This window comes from Cronobacter muytjensii ATCC 51329, assembly GCF_001277195.1.
GTDB classification, from domain to species: Bacteria; Pseudomonadota; Gammaproteobacteria; order Enterobacterales; family Enterobacteriaceae; genus Cronobacter; species Cronobacter muytjensii.
In genome coordinates this window covers 2,447,298-2,463,602 of sequence record NZ_CP012268.1, presented here as the reverse complement: position 1 = coordinate 2,463,602, position 16,305 = coordinate 2,447,298, and the positions used below count along the sequence as shown (strand labels likewise).

General features: G+C 58.0%; 14 protein-coding genes. 8 read left to right on the top strand and 6 right to left on the bottom strand.

From position 1 onward, the window contains the following. Positions 1-2 precede the first annotated feature (2 nt). Genes ssuD through ssuE form a run of 3 tightly spaced genes read right to left on the bottom strand, consistent with a single transcriptional unit; the run spans position 3 to position 2,684 of the window. Positions 3-1,148: an FMNH2-dependent alkanesulfonate monooxygenase gene (ssuD, locus tag AFK63_RS11480; protein ID WP_038863778.1), complete on the bottom strand. Its 1,146-nt coding sequence runs from the start codon at positions 1,146-1,148 to the stop codon at positions 3-5. After that, complete coding sequence (locus tag AFK63_RS11475) at positions 1,145-2,116, bottom strand: sulfonate ABC transporter substrate-binding protein (RefSeq protein WP_038863777.1); 972 nt, start codon at positions 2,114-2,116, stop codon at positions 1,145-1,147. The genes ssuD and AFK63_RS11475 overlap by 4 nt, the downstream gene beginning before the upstream one ends. After that, on the bottom strand, positions 2,109-2,684 hold the full coding sequence (gene ssuE / locus AFK63_RS11470) for an NADPH-dependent FMN reductase (protein ID WP_038863776.1): 576 nt from the start codon (positions 2,682-2,684) through the stop codon (positions 2,109-2,111). Before ssuE ends, AFK63_RS11475 begins: the two co-directional genes overlap by 8 nt. A 248-nt stretch (positions 2,685-2,932) precedes the next feature. Between ssuE and pyrD the strand changes: the two genes are divergently transcribed. Together pyrD and zapC are read left to right on the top strand one after the other, a co-directional pair. Further along, positions 2,933-3,943: a quinone-dependent dihydroorotate dehydrogenase gene (pyrD, locus tag AFK63_RS11465; RefSeq protein WP_038863775.1), complete on the top strand. Its 1,011-nt coding sequence runs from the start codon at positions 2,933-2,935 to the stop codon at positions 3,941-3,943. A gap of 165 nt (positions 3,944-4,108) precedes the next feature. Then, a complete protein-coding gene (gene zapC, locus AFK63_RS11460) occupies positions 4,109-4,651 on the top strand; it encodes a cell division protein ZapC (protein WP_038863773.1) in 543 nt (180 codons plus the stop codon). Here zapC and AFK63_RS11455 read toward each other — a convergent pair. Further along, entirely contained in the window at positions 4,648-5,754 is a 1,107-nt protein-coding gene (locus AFK63_RS11455; protein ID WP_038863772.1) for a YcbX family protein, read from the bottom strand. The two genes, zapC and AFK63_RS11455, sit on opposite strands and share 4 nt — an antisense overlap. 102 nt (positions 5,755-5,856) lie before the next feature. Here AFK63_RS11455 and rlmKL point away from each other — a divergent pair, with 102 nt between their 5' ends. The 6 genes from rlmKL (at position 5,857) to rmf (ending at position 13,784) form a co-directional block, all read left to right on the top strand. Further along, positions 5,857-7,974, top strand: coding sequence for a bifunctional 23S rRNA (guanine(2069)-N(7))-methyltransferase RlmK/23S rRNA (guanine(2445)-N(2))-methyltransferase RlmL (gene rlmKL / locus AFK63_RS11450; RefSeq protein ID WP_038863770.1), 2,118 nt, complete (start codon positions 5,857-5,859; stop codon positions 7,972-7,974). A 6-nt stretch (positions 7,975-7,980) separates the two neighbouring features. Then, a complete protein-coding gene (locus AFK63_RS11445) occupies positions 7,981-9,885 on the top strand; it encodes an ABC transporter ATP-binding protein (RefSeq protein WP_038863769.1) in 1,905 nt (634 codons plus the stop codon). A gap of 16 nt (positions 9,886-9,901) precedes the next feature. Continuing rightward, positions 9,902-11,170, top strand: coding sequence for a membrane integrity-associated transporter subunit PqiA (pqiA, locus tag AFK63_RS11440; protein WP_038863767.1), 1,269 nt, complete (start codon positions 9,902-9,904; stop codon positions 11,168-11,170). Then, complete coding sequence (gene pqiB / locus AFK63_RS11435; RefSeq protein ID WP_038863765.1) at positions 11,160-12,800, top strand: intermembrane transport protein PqiB; 1,641 nt, start codon at positions 11,160-11,162, stop codon at positions 12,798-12,800. The genes pqiA and pqiB overlap by 11 nt, the downstream gene beginning before the upstream one ends. Further along, entirely contained in the window at positions 12,797-13,360 is a 564-nt protein-coding gene (pqiC, locus tag AFK63_RS11430; RefSeq protein WP_038863763.1) for a membrane integrity-associated transporter subunit PqiC, read from the top strand. Before pqiB ends, pqiC begins: the two co-directional genes overlap by 4 nt. A 256-nt stretch (positions 13,361-13,616) precedes the next feature. Continuing rightward, positions 13,617-13,784: a ribosome modulation factor gene (gene rmf, locus AFK63_RS20550; RefSeq protein WP_071603705.1), complete on the top strand. Its 168-nt coding sequence runs from the start codon at positions 13,617-13,619 to the stop codon at positions 13,782-13,784. Between the two features lie 71 nt (positions 13,785-13,855). Here the strand turns inward: rmf and fabA are convergent, their stop codons facing one another. Beyond that, the gene (gene fabA, locus AFK63_RS11425) at positions 13,856-14,374 is read right to left on the bottom strand and encodes a bifunctional 3-hydroxydecanoyl-ACP dehydratase/trans-2-decenoyl-ACP isomerase (RefSeq protein ID WP_032983916.1); all 519 of its coding nucleotides are present in this window, start codon (positions 14,372-14,374) and stop codon (positions 13,856-13,858) included. 68 nt (positions 14,375-14,442) lie between these two features. Continuing rightward, the gene (locus tag AFK63_RS11420) at positions 14,443-16,200 is read right to left on the bottom strand and encodes an AAA family ATPase (protein WP_038863761.1); all 1,758 of its coding nucleotides are present in this window, start codon (positions 16,198-16,200) and stop codon (positions 14,443-14,445) included. Positions 16,201-16,305: the final 105 nt, after the last annotated feature.

Below are 16,305 nucleotides of genomic sequence, written 5' to 3'. Positions count from 1 at the left end.
CCTTAACTCTGCGCCACCCGGCGCGGAATAAACTCATTCGCCACCGCCTCGCCCTGCGCGGTCAGCGCGCGCGGTTGCGGCACGTCAGGAATAGCGACATCCAGGTGCGGGAACAGCAGCTCGCCCACCCGATACGCCTCTTCCAGATGCGGGTAACCGGAAAGAATAAAGCTGTCGATACCGAGCGCCGCATATTCATTAATCCGCGCCGCGACCGTCGGGCCGTCGCCCACCAGCGCTGTGCCCGCGCCGCCGCGGACCAGACCTACGCCTGCCCACAGATTGGGGCTGATTTCCAGCCGGTCGCGACGCCCGCCGTGCAGCGCGGCCATCCGCTGCTGGCCGACGGAATCCTGACGCGCGAACGCCGCCTGCGCTTTGGCGATCGTCTCGTCGTCGAGATGGGCGATCAACCGGTCGGCGGCCTGCCAGGCTTCTTCCGTAGTTTCGCGGACAATAACATGCAGGCGAATGCCAAAGCGCACCGTGCGCCCGTGGGCCGCGGCTTTGGCGCGTACCTGGGCGATTTTCTCTTTTACCTGTTCCGGCGGCTCGCCCCAGGTCAGGTAGAGATCGACCTGTTCGGCGGCCAGATCCTGCGCTACGTCCGACGATCCGCCAAAATAGAGCGGCGGGCGCGGTTGTTGCACCGGCGGGAACAGCAGTTGCGCGCCGCGCACCTTGATATGCTTGCCGTCAAAATCGACTTTTTCGCCTTCCAGCAGACGGCGCCAGACGCGGGTAAATTCCGCTGATGCCTCGTAACGGGCGGTGTGATCGAGGAAAACGCCATCGCCCGCCAGCTCCTGTGGGTCGCTACCGGTCACCAGGTTAAACAGCGCGCGGCCGTTCGAAAGCCGGTCGAGCGTTGCCGCCTGGCGCGCTGCTACGGTCGGCGACACCACTGACGGGCGCAACGCCACCAGAAATTTGAGCCGCTGGGTTACCGGGATCATGGACGCGGCGACCAGCCAGGCGTCCTCGCACGAGCGCCCGGTCGGGATCAGCACGCCGGTAAATCCGAGGCGGTCGGCGGCCTGCGCGATTTGTTGCAGATAACCGTGATCGACCGGGCGGGCGCCTGCGTCGCTGCCGAGATAGTGGCCGTCGCCGTGGGTCGGTAAAAACCAGAACAGATTCAGACTCATGATTTCTCTCCTTCGGTTGCGCCGGTCCAGATGCGGCTGCGGATATCGACTTTTTTCGGTACCAGATGATTGTCATAAAACAGATCCGCAGTGTGTTGCTGGCGCGCGGCGGTCTCTTCGTTGACGGGCGTGATGCGGGTCGGCGGGCGGTGATCGAAATAGCGCTCAATCACCGGCACGGGCAGGCCGATGCTCTGCGCAAACAGCTTCACGCTCTCTGCGCGCTGGCTGCGGGTGAGTGCGTCCGCCTCGCTGAAGCTGTCCAGCACGCCGGACAGGAACGCGCCATATTTCTGCGCGTACGGGCGGGAGGCGAGATAGAACGAGCCGGTGAGGTCAAGATCGGTGCCGTTGGTCAGCACCCGCACGCCGCCCTGAATCAGCGCCGCGGAGTAGTACGGGTCCCAGATGGCCCAGGCGTCGACGTTGCCCTGCGTGAAGGCGGCGCGCGCATCCGCGGGCGTCAGATAGACCGGCTGGATATCCTGAAAGCTCAGTCCGGCTTTTTGCAGCGCGCGCAGCAGCAGGTTGTGGGAGCTGGAGCCTTTCTGGAAGGCGACCTTATGGCCTTTTAAGTCGGCGACACTTTTAATCGTACTGTTTTCAGCCACCAGCAGTACTTCGGCTTTCGGTTTTGGCGGCTCGCTGCCGATATACACCAGATCCGCGCCGGCTGCCTGCGCGAATATCGGCGGAATATCGCCAGTACTGCCGAGATCGATACTGCCCACATTCAACGCCTCCAGCAGTTGCGGGCCCGCCGGGAATTCAACCCAGTTGATTTTGGTATGCGGATAACGTTTTTCCAGCAGCTGATGGCTTTTCGCCAGCACCATGCTCACGGAGCCTTTCTGATACCCGATGCGTAGCGCCTCGGGCTGCGGCGCGGCGGCGCTGGCGCCTGCGGCGAAGAGCGTGAAGCTTACTACCAGCAGCGGCGCGGCGTGACGGCGCAAAAGATTAAGCATGTAACGTTCTCCTTGTGAAGTGCGGCGCAGAGGGCGCCTGATGACGGCGCGTCAGCGCCTGCCAGAAAGTGTCCAGCGCCTCGTCAAGACGCGTTTGCAGCAGCGGCGAAAAGCGCGGCTGGTGATGGTAATCGAGCACCTGGCTGTCGTCGGCGAAGACGCCGTGCAGGATCTCCTGCGCTTTGAGGGCGTTCAGCACCGGCTTAAGGGCGTAGTCGAGCGCCAGCAGATGGCCGACCGAACCGCCTGTCGCGACGGGCAGCACCACTTTTTTCTCAAGCGCCCGTTCGGGCAGGAGATCGAGCAGCGTTTTCAGCGCGCCGGAAAAGGACGCTTTATAAATGGGGGTAGCGATAATCACGCCGTCCGCCTGCTGTAGCTGTTCAATAAGCGTGAGCAGCGCGGGGCTGTCGAAACGGGCGTAAAGGAGATCGTCGGCGGCGAAATTCTGGATATGCCAGTGGCAGACCTCAACATCAAGCCGGGTCAGTTCGCCTGCGAGATAAGAGAGCAGGGCGCTGGAGCGTGACGGAAAACGTGGACTTCCCGCCAGAGTAATAACCCGCATACCACCTCCTTATAACAAAAAGTAAGTTTTCAGTTAACATTAATAACAATATGAGAGGATAGTGGCAGAGGGGCGCGCGGCGAGAAACTAAAAATTTCGGCGATACTTTGCCGAAAAACGCATAATCAGCGCGGCGGGAAGAAAACGTTTGCCTGTGCCGGTCTTTTTTGCCGCAGGTCAATTCCCTTTGTGAAGCGGATCGCAGATAATAGCGCCCCGGTTTGCATACCGGGAATCCAGGAGAGTTCATGTACTACCCCTTCGTTCGAAAAGCCCTGTTTCAGCTCGACCCCGAGCGCGCTCACGAATTTACCTTCCAGCAAATGCGCCGTATTACGGGCACGCCTCTTGAGGCGCTGATGCGCCAGAACGTGCCGGCGAAACCGGTCACCTGTATGGGGCTGACGTTTAAAAACCCGCTGGGGCTTGCCGCAGGCCTTGATAAAAACGGCGAGTGCATCGATGTGCTCGGCGCGCTGGGTTTCGGCTCGGTCGAAATCGGCACCGTAACGCCGCGTCCGCAGCCGGGCAACGACAAGCCGCGTATCTTCCGTCTGGTGGAGGCGGAGGGGCTGATTAACCGCATGGGCTTTAATAATCTCGGCGTGGATAACCTGGTGGAGAATGTTAAAAGAGCGCACTTTGACGGCGTGCTCGGCATTAATATCGGCAAAAATAAAGACACGCCGGTGGAGCAGGGGAAAGATGACTATCTGATCTGCATGGAAAAGGTGTTTCCTTATGCGGGTTACATCGCCATTAATATCTCTTCACCGAATACCCCCGGTCTGCGTTCGCTGCAATATGGCGATGCGCTGGACGATCTGCTCGGCGCGATTAAAGCGCAGCAGCAGCAGCTTTCGCAAAAGCATCATAAATATGTGCCGGTTGCAGTAAAGATCGCGCCGGATCTTTCCATTGAAGAATTGATCCAGGTCGCCGGCAGCCTGGTACGTCATAATATTGACGGGGTAATAGCCACCAATACCACGCTCGATCGTACTCTCGTGCAGGGCATGAAACATTGCGATGAAACCGGCGGATTAAGCGGGCGTCCTCTGCAATTAAAAAGCACAGAAATCATCCGCCTGTTAAATCAGGAGCTGCAAGGACGCCTGCCCATTATCGGCGTCGGCGGGATTGATTCTGTTATCGCCGCGCGTGAAAAAATGGCGGCTGGCGCTTCGCTTATTCAGATCTATTCCGGTTTTATTTTTAAAGGCCCGCCGCTCGTCAAAGAAATTGTGACCCACCTTTAAGCATTTCCTTATCCAGGACGACCAGGGCTTTATTTTCAGCCCTGGTTGTTTTATATTCCGCGGTTGTTGCTAATTTAAACGTCATAGTCTTAGATTAATGAGGGAATAAACGAAGCGGCAAAATAAAGGAAATATTTTTAGTTTCAGAGCGGTAGGGGGATGACAATGCGTATAAAGCCGGACGACAACTGGCGCTGGTATTATGATAATGAGCACGACCGGATGATGCTCGATCTGGCCAACGGCATGCTGTTTCGCTCGCGTTTCGCCCGCAAAATGCTCACACCCGACGCGTTCGATCCTTCCGGATTCTGCGTCGATGACGCCGCGCTCTGGTTTTCCTTCGATGAAAAATGCCGTGAATTGCCTCTCGCCGCTGAGCAGCGCGCCGAACTGGTGCTGAACGCGCTGGTCGCCATCCGTTTCCTCAAACCCCAGATGCCGAAAAGCTGGCACTTTTTAGCGCATGACGAAGAGTGGCTGCCTGGCTGTGGCGATGCGGCCTGCGTATGGCTGAGCGACAGCGGTGAGGCGGTGAGCCTGCTGGTGGTGGAGCCGGGCGATAACGCCACGCTCTGCCTGCTGGCGCAGCCAGTGTTGACGATCGCAGGCCGCGCAATGCAGTTAGGGGATGCGATTAAAATCATGAACGACAGGCTCAAACCGCTGGCGTGTGCGCCGCAGTTGAGCCTTGATCAGGCTGTTTAACGAGCGAGCCGCACCGCGCCCGCCGGCACGCAACTACAGCTTAAGAAGGTGCCGTCATCGCCCAGCGCGCTCTGCTTAAGCGGCGTCACCTGACCTTCCAGCAGCGTTACGCGACAGCTGCCGCAGATCCCGGCGCGGCAGGAGTACGGCACCCGGATCCCTTGCTGCTCCAGTTGTTCCAGCACGACCTGCTGGTTATTGCCATCAAAGCGCTTGCCTTCCCATTCTATCGACACCTGTGCCGCCGCGGCAGTGGCCGGTGCCACGCGCTCTTCCACATCGCCTGCACCATACGGGCGTGCCGGGCCGGTCGCCAGCACTTCCACGCAATCGCCTGCGCGAATGACGCCGCGGTTGCGGGCAATCAGATTCTGACCGAAATCGACATCCCCGTTATCAAGCGCCGTGCGGAATTTTTGCAGCGTCGCCAGCGGCTCGCCGCTCGGATGCTTGCGTCCCCGCTCGGGGCTGATGGTCGTAAAAATACAGCGGCTGCACGGTTTGGCGACGTCAAAAACGACCTCGCCGATGCGAATGACTTTCCAGGTATCTTCCGCCCAGGCCTCAACACCGGTCACCACCAGATTGGGGCGAAACTGATTCATGGCGACGCCTGCCGGACAGCGCTTTTGCAAATCGCGCAAAGAGGCTTCATTGGCGAGCAGGTACGGGTAGCCGTCGGCGAAACCGAGCGGTACTTCCGGATGACGCTTTACGCGGCGTGTGAGCGACGGGCCGACCCAGCGCAGCTGGACGTCACGGCCAAAAAAGCCGCTCAGCCACTGGTTTATAGCATCCGGCGCGATAAGCGCGGTGAAATGGTTGCCCCAGACTTCGGTGGGCGCGGCCACGGGCAGGAAATCGGCGAAGCGAATGGCGCTGCTGCTGCCATCCGGCGCGGTAAGATGCAGGCCATCCGGCAGCAGGGCAGGCGTAAAGCGCACCATTTGCGGAAACTGGCGCGCGGTAATAAAGGTGCCATCCGTTTCCGTCACCATAAACGCGCGATCAAACGCCAGACCGCTGACGTCTGCCAGCGCGTGAGAGACCTGCAATCCACGCATTGATTTCACCGGATGAATAAAAAGCTGTGATAAAACCATGGCGTGAGCCCTCCCGGCATAAGAAATAGAAGGGCAACTTTATGACATGCGTGGCGGATTGGCTATAATGCGCCACAATTTTCTTTTTACTGAAGTGACGATATGAATGCTTTGTTTGCCAGTACGGCGCGTGGGCTCGAAGAGCTGTTAAAAACTGAACTGGAAAACCTGGGCGCGCAGGAGTGCCAGGTGGTTCAGGGTGGCGTGCATTTTCAGGGCGATGCGGCTCTGGTTTATCAAAGCCTGATGTGGAGCCGCCTGGCGTCGCGTATTCTTCTGCCGCTCGGCGAATGCGCGGTCTACAGCGACCTGGACCTCTATCTGGGCGTTCAGGCTATCGACTGGACGAGCATTTTCGCGCCCGACGCCACGTTCGCCGTTCATTTCAGCGGTCTTAACGACACCATTCGCAACAGCCAGTACGGCGCAATGAAAGTTAAAGACGCGATTGTTGACGCTTTCACCCGTAAAAACCTGCCGCGCCCGAGCGTTGATCGCGAGCTGCCGGATTTGCGCATTAACGTCTGGCTGAATAAAGACACCGCCAGCATTGCCATCGATCTTAGCGGCGAAGGCCTGCACCAGCGCGGCTATCGCGATCGCACCGGACAGGCACCCATAAAAGAAAACCTGGCGGCGGCCATTGTGATGCGCTCTGGCTGGGAAGCCGGCACGCCGCTGCTCGACCCGATGTGCGGCTCCGGCACGCTGTTGATTGAGGCGGCGATGATCGCGACCGATCGTGCGCCGGGCCTGCATCGCACTCACTGGGGCTTTAACGGCTGGGCGCAGCATGACGAAACTGTATGGAAAGCGGTGAAAACCGAAGCGCAGGTGCGCGCCCGTCGTGGTCTCAGCGAATATGGTTCTCGCTTCTACGGCTCCGACAACGATCCGCGCGTGATTGAACGCGCCCGCACCAACGCCCGTCGCGCGGGCCTTGCCGACATCATTACGTTCTCGGCGCAGGATGTGGCGCAACTGACTAATCCGCTGCCAGAAGGCCCCACCGGCACCGTTATCAGCAACCCGCCATACGGCGAGCGACTGGAGAGTGAACCGGCGTTGATCGCGCTGCACAGCCTGCTGGGCCGCATTATGAAAAACCAGTTCGGCGGCTGGAATCTGTCGCTGTTTAGCGCCTCGCCGGAACTGTTGAGCTGCCTGCAACTGCGCGCCGATCGCCAGTTCAAAGCCAAAAACGGCCCGCTGGACTGCGTGCAGAAAAACTATCGTCTGGCGCCGACCCAGCCGGGCGCGGCTCCGGCGCAGGTGGCGGAAGATTACGCTAATCGCCTGCGTAAAAATCTGAAGAAGCTGGAGAAGTGGGCGAAACAGGAAGGCATCGAGTGTTATCGCCTGTATGATGCCGACCTGCCGGATTACAACGTCGCGGTGGACCGCTACGCAGACTGGATTGTGATTCAGGAATATGCGCCGCCGAAAACGATTGAGCCGGAAAAAGCCCGTCAGCGCCTTTTTGACGTGATTGCAGCCACCCTTTCTGTGCTGGGCCTCGCGCCTAACAAACTGGTGCTGAAAACCCGCGAGCGTCAGAAAGGTAAAAATCAGTATGAAAAACTGGCCCAGAAGGGCGAGTTTATGGAACTCAACGAGTTTAACGCACGGCTGCTGGTGAACCTGACGGATTATCTCGACACCGGCCTGTTTCTCGATCACCGTATCGCGCGCCGTATGCTCGGTCAGATGAGCAAAGGAAAAGATTTCCTCAACCTCTTTTCCTACACCGGCAGCGCCAGCGTACATGCAGGTCTCGGCGGCGCGCGCTCTACCACTACGGTGGATATGTCGCGCACCTATCTGGAATGGGCTGAGCGCAATTTGCGTCTCAACGGGTTGAGCGGTCGCGCGCATCGCCTGATTCAGGCTGACTGCCTGAGCTGGCTTGCCGAAAGTGACGAGCAGTTCGATCTGATCTTTATCGATCCCCCGACGTTTTCGAACTCCAAACGTATGGAAGAGACGTTCGACGTGCAGCGCGATCATCTGCGTCTGATGAAAGATCTCAAACGCCTGCTGCGTCGCGACGGGACGATTATGTTTTCCAATAACAAGCGTGGGTTCAGGATGGATCACGAAGGGCTTGCGGCCCTGGGCCTGAAAGCGCAAGACATTACACAAAAAACGCTCTCTCAGGACTTCGCGCGCAACCGCCAGATCCATAATTGCTGGCTCGTAACCCACCAGACCAAGGACTAAAGAATTATGTCGTTAATCAGTATGCATGGCGCCTGGCTCTCCTTTAGCGACGCGCCGCTGCTCGATAATGCCGAACTGCATATCGAAGAAAATGAGCGCGTCTGTCTGGTCGGGCGCAACGGGGCCGGGAAATCGACCCTGATGAAAATTCTTAACCACGAACTGCCGCTGGACGATGGTCGCCTGGTCTATGAACAGGATCTGGTGGTGGCGCGTCTGCAACAGGATCCTCCGCGCAACGTGGCCGGTAGCGTGTATGACTTCGTTGCCGAAGGCGTAGCGGAGCAGGCGGAATACCTTAAGCGCTATCACCAGATTTCGCACCTGGTGATGACTGACCCGAGCGATAAAAATCTTTCGGAGCTGGCGCGCGTTCAGGAGATGCTGGAGCATCACGACTTATGGCAGCTTGAAAACCGCATCACCGAAGTGCTGGCGCAGTTAGAGCTGGACGCGGATACGCCGCTGGCGTCGCTGTCCGGCGGCTGGCTGCGTAAAGCGGCGCTGGGGCGCGCGCTGGTGAGCGCGCCGCGTGTCCTGCTGCTCGACGAGCCGACCAACCACCTGGATATCGAAACTATCGACTGGCTGGAAACCTTCCTGAAGTCGTTCTCCGGCAGCATCGTGTTTATTTCGCACGACCGCTCGTTTATTCGCAACATGGCGACGCGCATTGTCGATCTTGACCGCGGCAAGCTGGTCTCCTATCCGGGCGATTACGATAAATATCTGGTGGCCAAAGAAGAAGCGCTGCGCGTTGAAGAACTGCAAAACGCTGAGTTCGACCGCAAGCTGGCGCAGGAAGAGGTCTGGATCCGTCAGGGCATCAAGGCGCGCCGCACCCGTAATGAAGGCCGCGTACGCGCGCTGAAGGCGATGCGTCGCGAGCGCGGCGAGCGCCGCGAAGTGATGGGCAGCGCGAAAATGCAGGTCGAAGAGGCGACCCGCTCCGGCAAAATCGTCTTTGAGCTGGAAAATGTGAATTACCGTCTCGGCGATAAAACGCTGGTGCGGGATTTCACAGCCCAGGTACAGCGCGGCGATAAAATTGCGCTGGTTGGGCCGAACGGCTGCGGGAAAACCACGCTGCTGAAACTGATGCTTGGCCAGCTTAAGGCCGACAGCGGTTGCGTGCACTGCGGCACCAAATTAGAGGTGGCGTATTTCGATCAGCACCGCGCCGAGCTGGATCCGGAACGTACCGTGATGGATAACCTCGCCGAGGGCAAACAGGAAGTGATGGTGAACGGCAAGCCGCGCCACGTGCTCGGCTACCTGCAGGACTTTCTGTTCCATCCGAAACGCGCCATGACGCCGGTACGCGCGCTTTCCGGCGGCGAGCGTAACCGCCTGCTGCTGGCCCGCCTGTTCCTGAAACCCAGCAACCTGCTGATCCTCGATGAACCGACCAACGACCTCGACGTGGAAACGCTCGAACTGCTGGAGGAGCTGATCGATGGCTATCAGGGTACGGTACTGCTGGTGAGCCACGATCGTCAGTTTGTTGATAACACCGTAACCGAATGCTGGATTTTCGAAGGCGAAGGCCGTATCGGGCAGTATGTCGGCGGTTACCACGATGCCCGGGGCCAGCAGGCGTCATCGCGCGCGATGCAGCAGCCCGCCGCGAAGAAAGCTGAAGCGGCGGCGGACGCGAAGGCAGAAACTGTCAAACGAGGCAGCAACAAACTAAGCTATAACTTGCAGCGCGAACTGGAGCAGTTGCCGGCCCGGCTGGAAACGCTGGAGGCGGCGCTGGAAGGGCTGCAGGCGCAAGTCAGCGACGCGGCGTTCTTTAACCAGCCTCACGATGTTACGCAGGATGTGCTGGCGCAGTTGAGCGCCGCCGAAGCCGCGCTGGAAGAAGCGTTCGAGCGCTGGGAATACCTTGAGTCACTTAAAAACAGCTGATTATTCAGGAACCCGCATGCATGAACGTCATCATGCGGCAGAGCATATGCTCTGTCCGCAATGCGATCTTCTGGTGAAGCTCCCGGCGCTTGCGCCGGGGCAAAAAGCGCATTGTCCCCGCTGTGATACTACGCTGACCGTCGAATGGGCCGCGCCGCGTCAGCGGCCGACAGCCTATGCGCTGGCGGCGTTGTTCATGCTGTTACTCTCAAACCTCTTTCCGTTCGTTAATATGGAAGCGGCGGGCGTCAGCAGTGAGGTAACGCTGCTGGAAATCCCCCGTGTTCTGTTTAACGAAGATTATGCCAGCCTCGGCACGCTGTTCATGCTGTTCGTACAGCTGGTGCCCGCGTTCTGTCTGGTCACGATAATCCTGCTGGTCAATCGCATTGCGCTGCCGCCGCGTCTTAAAATTGCGATGGCGCGCGTACTGTTTCAGTTGCGCAGTTGGGGCATGGCGGAAATCTTCCTCGCGGGCGTGCTGGTAAGCTTTGTGAAGCTGATTGCATATGGCGATATCGGCATCGGCAGCAGTTTTATCCCGTGGTGTCTGTTCTGCGTGCTTCAGCTACGCGCGTTTCAGTGTGTGGATCGCCGCTGGCTCTGGGATGATATCGCGCCGATGCCGCTGTTAACCCAGCCGCTTAAGGTCGGTGTGGCCGGCATTCGGCAGGGGTTGCGGGCGTGCCCGTGCTGTACCGCCATTCTGTCTGGCACCGATGGCCGTTGCCCGCGCTGCCATACCGTCGGCCACGTCCGGCGCAAAAACAGTATTCAGTGGACCGTCGCGCTGTTGGTCTGCTCCATTATGCTTTATCTGCCCGCGAACCTGCTGCCCATCATGATTACCGATCTGCTGGGCGACAGAATGCCTTCCACGATTATCGCGGGCGTGATCCTCATCTGGAATGACGGCTCGTACCCGGTGGCGCTGGTGATTTTTATCGCCAGCATTATGGTGCCGACGCTTAAGATGATTGCGCTTGGCTGGCTGTGCCTGGACGCCAAAGGTTATGGGCGCCAGGAGCGAGAGCGTATGCACCTGATGTATGAAATCGTGGAATTTGTCGGCCGCTGGTCGATGATTGACGTCTTCGTGATTGCGGTACTTTCCGCGCTGGTGCGCATGGGCGCGCTGATGAATATTTACCCGGCCTGGGGAGCGGTAATGTTTGCGATGGTGGTCATTATCACCATGTTCGCCGCAATGACCTTCGACCCGCGTCTCTCCTGGGACCGTGAGCCTGATTCAAGCTATGAGGAGTTACCCGAACATGGAAAATAAACGCGGGGAAGCAAAGATTAAGAAGGTAAAGAACTGGTCGCCGGTCTGGATCTTCCCGATTATTACCGCGCTTATCGGCGCCTGGATCCTGTTTTATCACTACAGCCATCAGGGGCCGGTAGTAACGCTGATGACCACCAACGCGGAAGGCATTGAAGGCGGTAAAACCACTATCAAAAGCCGCAGCGTGGATGTCGGCGTCGTGGAGAGCGCGGTGCTGACCGACGATCTGCATCATGTCGAGATTAAAGCGCGAATGAATCCAGGCATGGAAAAACTGCTTTATGAAGATTCGGTCTTCTGGGTAGTGAAGCCGCAGATCGGCCGTGAGGGCGTGACCGGCCTCAATACGCTGCTCTCTGGCGCCTATATTGAACTGCAGCCGGGCTCGAAGGGCAGTGTGCCGGAGTCCTATAAACTGCTGGACGCGCCGCCGCTGGCGCCGCCGGATGCCAAAGGTATCCGTGTGATCCTCGACAGTAACAAAGCCGGGCAGCTTAACCCCGGCGATCCGGTGCTGTTTCGCGGTTATCGTGTCGGCTCGGTGGAAACCAGCACTTTCGACCCGCAAAAACGCACAATCAGCTACCAGCTGTTTATCAACGCGCCAAACGATCGTCTGGTGACCAGCAACGTGCGTTTCTGGAAAGATAGCGGGATCGCGGTGGATCTGAGCTCATCGGGGATGCGGGTGGAGATGGGATCGCTCAGCACGCTGTTTAGCGGCGGCGTCAGCTTTGACGTGCCGGATGGCTGGGAGCTGGGGCAGCCGGTCGCCGAGAAAACTGCGTTTACGCTCTATGATGACCAGCGCAGCATTCAGGAATCGCTCTACACCGAACATATCGATTATCTGCTCTTCTTCAAAGACACCATTCGCGGCCTGCAACCGGGCGCGCCGGTGGAGTTCCGTGGTATTCGTCTGGGTACCGTCGCGCAGGTGCCGTTCTTCGTGCCCGGTCTGCGTCAGGCGGTGAACACCGATTACAGCATTCCGGTGCTGGTGCGCATTGAGCCGGAGCGTCTGGCCAACCAGATTGGCGAAGATCCTGATGTGGCGAATCACCTGCATGATCTGATGAAAAAAGGGCTGCGGGCGACACTGAAAACCGGCAATCTGGTGACCGGACAGCTGTTTGTCGATCTCGACTTCTACCCGAAAGCGCCGCCGGTGACCAAAATTGCGAGTTACAACGGTTATCCGGTGATCCCGACCGTGAGCAGCGGGCTGGCGCAAATCCAGCAGCGCCTGATGGATACGCTGGATAAGATTAACAATCTGCCGCTCAATCCGATGATCGAACAGGCGACCAACACGCTTTCGGAAAGCCAGCGCACGATGCGCCGTCTGCAAACGACGCTCGATAATCTTAACCAGCTGACCTCCAGCCAGTCAGCGCAGGAGCTGCCAGCGGATATGCAGAAAACGCTGCGTGAACTCAATCGCAGCATGCAGGGCTTCCAGCCAGGTTCTGCCGCCTATAACAAGATGGTGGCGGATATGCAGCGTCTGGATCAGGTATTGCGCGAGCTTCAGCCGGTGTTGCGTACGCTTAACGAGAAGAGCAACGCGCTGGTGTTTGAATCGAAAGAGAAAAAGGATCCGCAGCCGAAGAGGGCAAAAGAATGAAAAAATGGCTCCCGCTAGCCGCTGTTATGCTGCTGAGCGCCTGTAGCAGCACTGAGGAAACCACCTGGTATCAGCTTCCGGCGTCCACCGCGCCGGTCACACACAGCGCGCCGGCAAACAGCCAGCGCCTGCTGTGGGTTGAGCAGGTGGCGGTGCCCGATTATCTGGCGGGCAATGGTGTTGTCTATCAGACCACCGATGTGCAGTACGTGATAGCGAGCCAGAACCTGTGGGCGAGTCCGCTGGATCAACAGTTACGCAATACGCTGGTAACGAATCTCAGCGCCACGCTGCCTGGGTGGGTGGTTTCCGCTCAACCGCTCGGCGCGGAGCAGGATACGCTGAACGTCAACGTGACCGGTTTTCACGGTCGCTATGACGGGCGAGTGATTGTCAGCGGCGAGTGGCTGCTTAAGCATAAAGGTCAGCTTATCAAGCGGCCTTTCTACACTGAACTTAAGCAGCAGCAGGATGGCTATGACGCGATGGTGAAAACGCTCGCGCAAGCATGGCAGCAGCAGGCGAAAACCATAGCGGATGAGCTGGCGCGCCAGCCATAAAAAATTTGAATGACCCTAAAAAGCCGTCGTCTTCTGCTTAAAGAGGGCGGCGGCTTTCTCTTTTATGCCAGTCAGATAACCTCACTGCACCCTCATTTTTTGTATAAAATTTATCCAAACTAGCTCACAAATATGACATTGGCGTGAATTTTGCGCATTGACGCGCCCGATATTTGCAGGTATTCGTAAAGTGTGATTGCGCAAAATGTAATCACTGTTTTCTTTTCCACCAGACCTGAAATGAGGGAAACGAGGCATGAAGAGACAGAAAAGAGATCGCCTGGAACGGGCACATCATCGTGGTTATCAGGCCGGTATTACCGGACGCTCAAAAGAAATGTGTCCTTACCAGACCCTGAATCAGAGGTCTCATTGGCTGGGAGGCTGGCGAGAAGCCATGGAGGACAGGGCTCAGACTGCGTGAGCTTGTCTCTTTAAAAAGAAACCTCCGCATTGCGGAGGTTTCGCCTTTCTGGATGCCATCAAATGAGGCTATCAGAACACAGAGGTGTCCTGGAACAGGCCAACTTTCAGGTCAGTCGCGGTGTAGATCTGTTTGCCGTCGACCAGCACTTCGCCATCGGCGATACCCATGACCAGACGACGGTTTACCACGCGTTTGAAGTGAATACGGTAGGTCACTTTTTTGGCAGTCGGCAGGATCTGGCCGGTAAATTTCACTTCGCCTACGCCCAGCGCGCGGCCTTTGCCTTCGCCGCCCAGCCAGCCTAAATAGAATCCGACCAGCTGCCACATAGCATCAAGACCGAGGCAGCCCGGCATTACCGGATCGCCGATAAAATGGCAGCCAAAGAACCACATGTCAGGATGGATATCCAGCTCCGCTTCCACGTAACCTTTATCAAAGTTACCGCCGGTTTCGGTCATTTTCACCACGCGGTCCATCATTAACATGTTGGGTGCCGGCAACTGAGGGCCTTTTGCGCCAAACAGCTCGCCGCGCCCGGAGGCAAGAAGGTCTTCTTTCGTATAGGATTCGCGTTTGTCTACCATGTTCTCTGTATGCCTTATTTTAGTGAAGCCCGCAGGTTAGCTAACACGTGTACGCTGAACAAGTCCGATCAGTTGTGGTTAAACCAGTTCAGCCAACGTAACGGCCATGGCCGCTGGCGGATATCCTGCTGCGTCGCCTGAGCGATTCGCTCGCCGATAGCCGACAGCAAGGTCGTCTGGCCTTCGCCATCCCACGGGAGAGTGGTTAATAAGGGTAGCGCATCTGCGACATCATCAATGGCCCAGATGGAAAATTGCCCCTGCTCGACTGCGTCCAGAATCTCCTGGCACAACGATAAATGACGTACGTTGGCGGCAGGAATAATGACGCCCTGTTTGCCCGTTAAGCCGCGAGCCTGACAGACGGTGAAAAAACCTTCGATTTTCTCGTTAAGCCCGCCGACCGGTTGCGCGCGGCCAAATTGATCCACTGAGCCGGTAATGGCAATCTGCTGGTTAAGCGGGGCGTTGGCGAGCGCGCTGATAAGCGCGCACAGCTCCGCCATTGAGGCGCTGTCGCCGTCCACTTCGCTGTAGGACTGCTCAAAGGTTAGCGAGGCGGAGAAGGGCATCTGCTGTTCAAGATCCAGCTCAGCCATCAGGAATGCCTGCATGATCATCATGCCCTTGGCGTGAATATTACCGCCCAGTTCGGCTTTGCGTTCGATATCGGTAAACTCGCCGTCGCCGATATGCACCACGCAACTGATGCGAGATGGTTCGCCGAACGCGCGCGGATGCCCGGGAAATTCCACGACTGACAGCGCGTTAATCTGACCGATGCGTTCGCCTTCAGTTTCCACCAGCAACTGGCCGAGCAGGATTTCATCCTGCATGCGCTCGGCGAGATAGCCTTCACGCCAGGCGCGCCGGGCCAGCATCTGCGCGAACTGCGCGGCGTCGAAGGTGGCGTCTTCGCATAGCGCCGCGACTTCGCCGAGCTGGCGCGTCATCCAGATAGGATCCAGCGGCAGCGTCTCCTGGTCGCCGGTGTACCGCACGGCTTCACGAATCAGCAGCGGCCAGGCGTCGCGTGCCGGCGCGGGCAGCTGATGCTGTTGAGCGAGCGTGCAGACCCAGTTGCACCAGAGTGAAATATCTTCTTCGTCGGCGATTTGCAGATCATCTTCATATTCACTGTAAATAGCCTGCTGTGCGAGTACGGGCTCCATCTCCTGGAAATCGGCCAGCGATTCACGATCGCCCACCAGCACGACGCGCAAATCGAGCGCGAGGGAAGGGAGGGAAACCGGCAACGGACGCGATTCGTCCGGCGCTATCCACTCAAAGCGCTTCGCGATGATCATCTGCTTCAGGCGCATCCATAACAGCGGCTGCATCAGGAGCGTTTTCAGCGCCACCACCAGAATGCCGCCGTTCGCTTTGTGCACCAGGCCTGGCTCTAAGGAAATTTTACCGGCGAACTGGCGCACGCAGCCGAAAAGCTCACCCGCTTCGGCCCAGGCGGCGACCACCACGTCCGGACGCACGGCGAAATCACCTGGCGCGTTATCAGGCGGTGCCAGCGTGACTTTCTGGTCTTCGATAAGATAGTGCCCGCCGACAAGGCGTGATTGTTCCGGCAGTAGCGCTTTTGCCGCGCTGGCAATCAGTTCCAGCAAAGGTTTCTCTTCATCCGCCTTTACCAGCATAAAATCATTTAAGGGGCGCGGCGCGCAGAGCTGACTCAGCCCATCGTGGAGGCGAGGCTGGAGCGCCTCAAAATCAAGCGCGCCGTCAGATGCGGCGTCCATTTCATCAAACCGGGACTGGAAGGTCTCCGTATCAGGTACAAGCGCTTGTGATGTAAGTCTGTTAATGGTCAATGTCGAGGTTTTTTAGTCAGATGTAAAAGGCGAGATTATAGCGTAATGGGCCGGTCAACACACCGGAAATGCCGAGATTGCCCTGCAGAATCTCCCGGCGCGTCA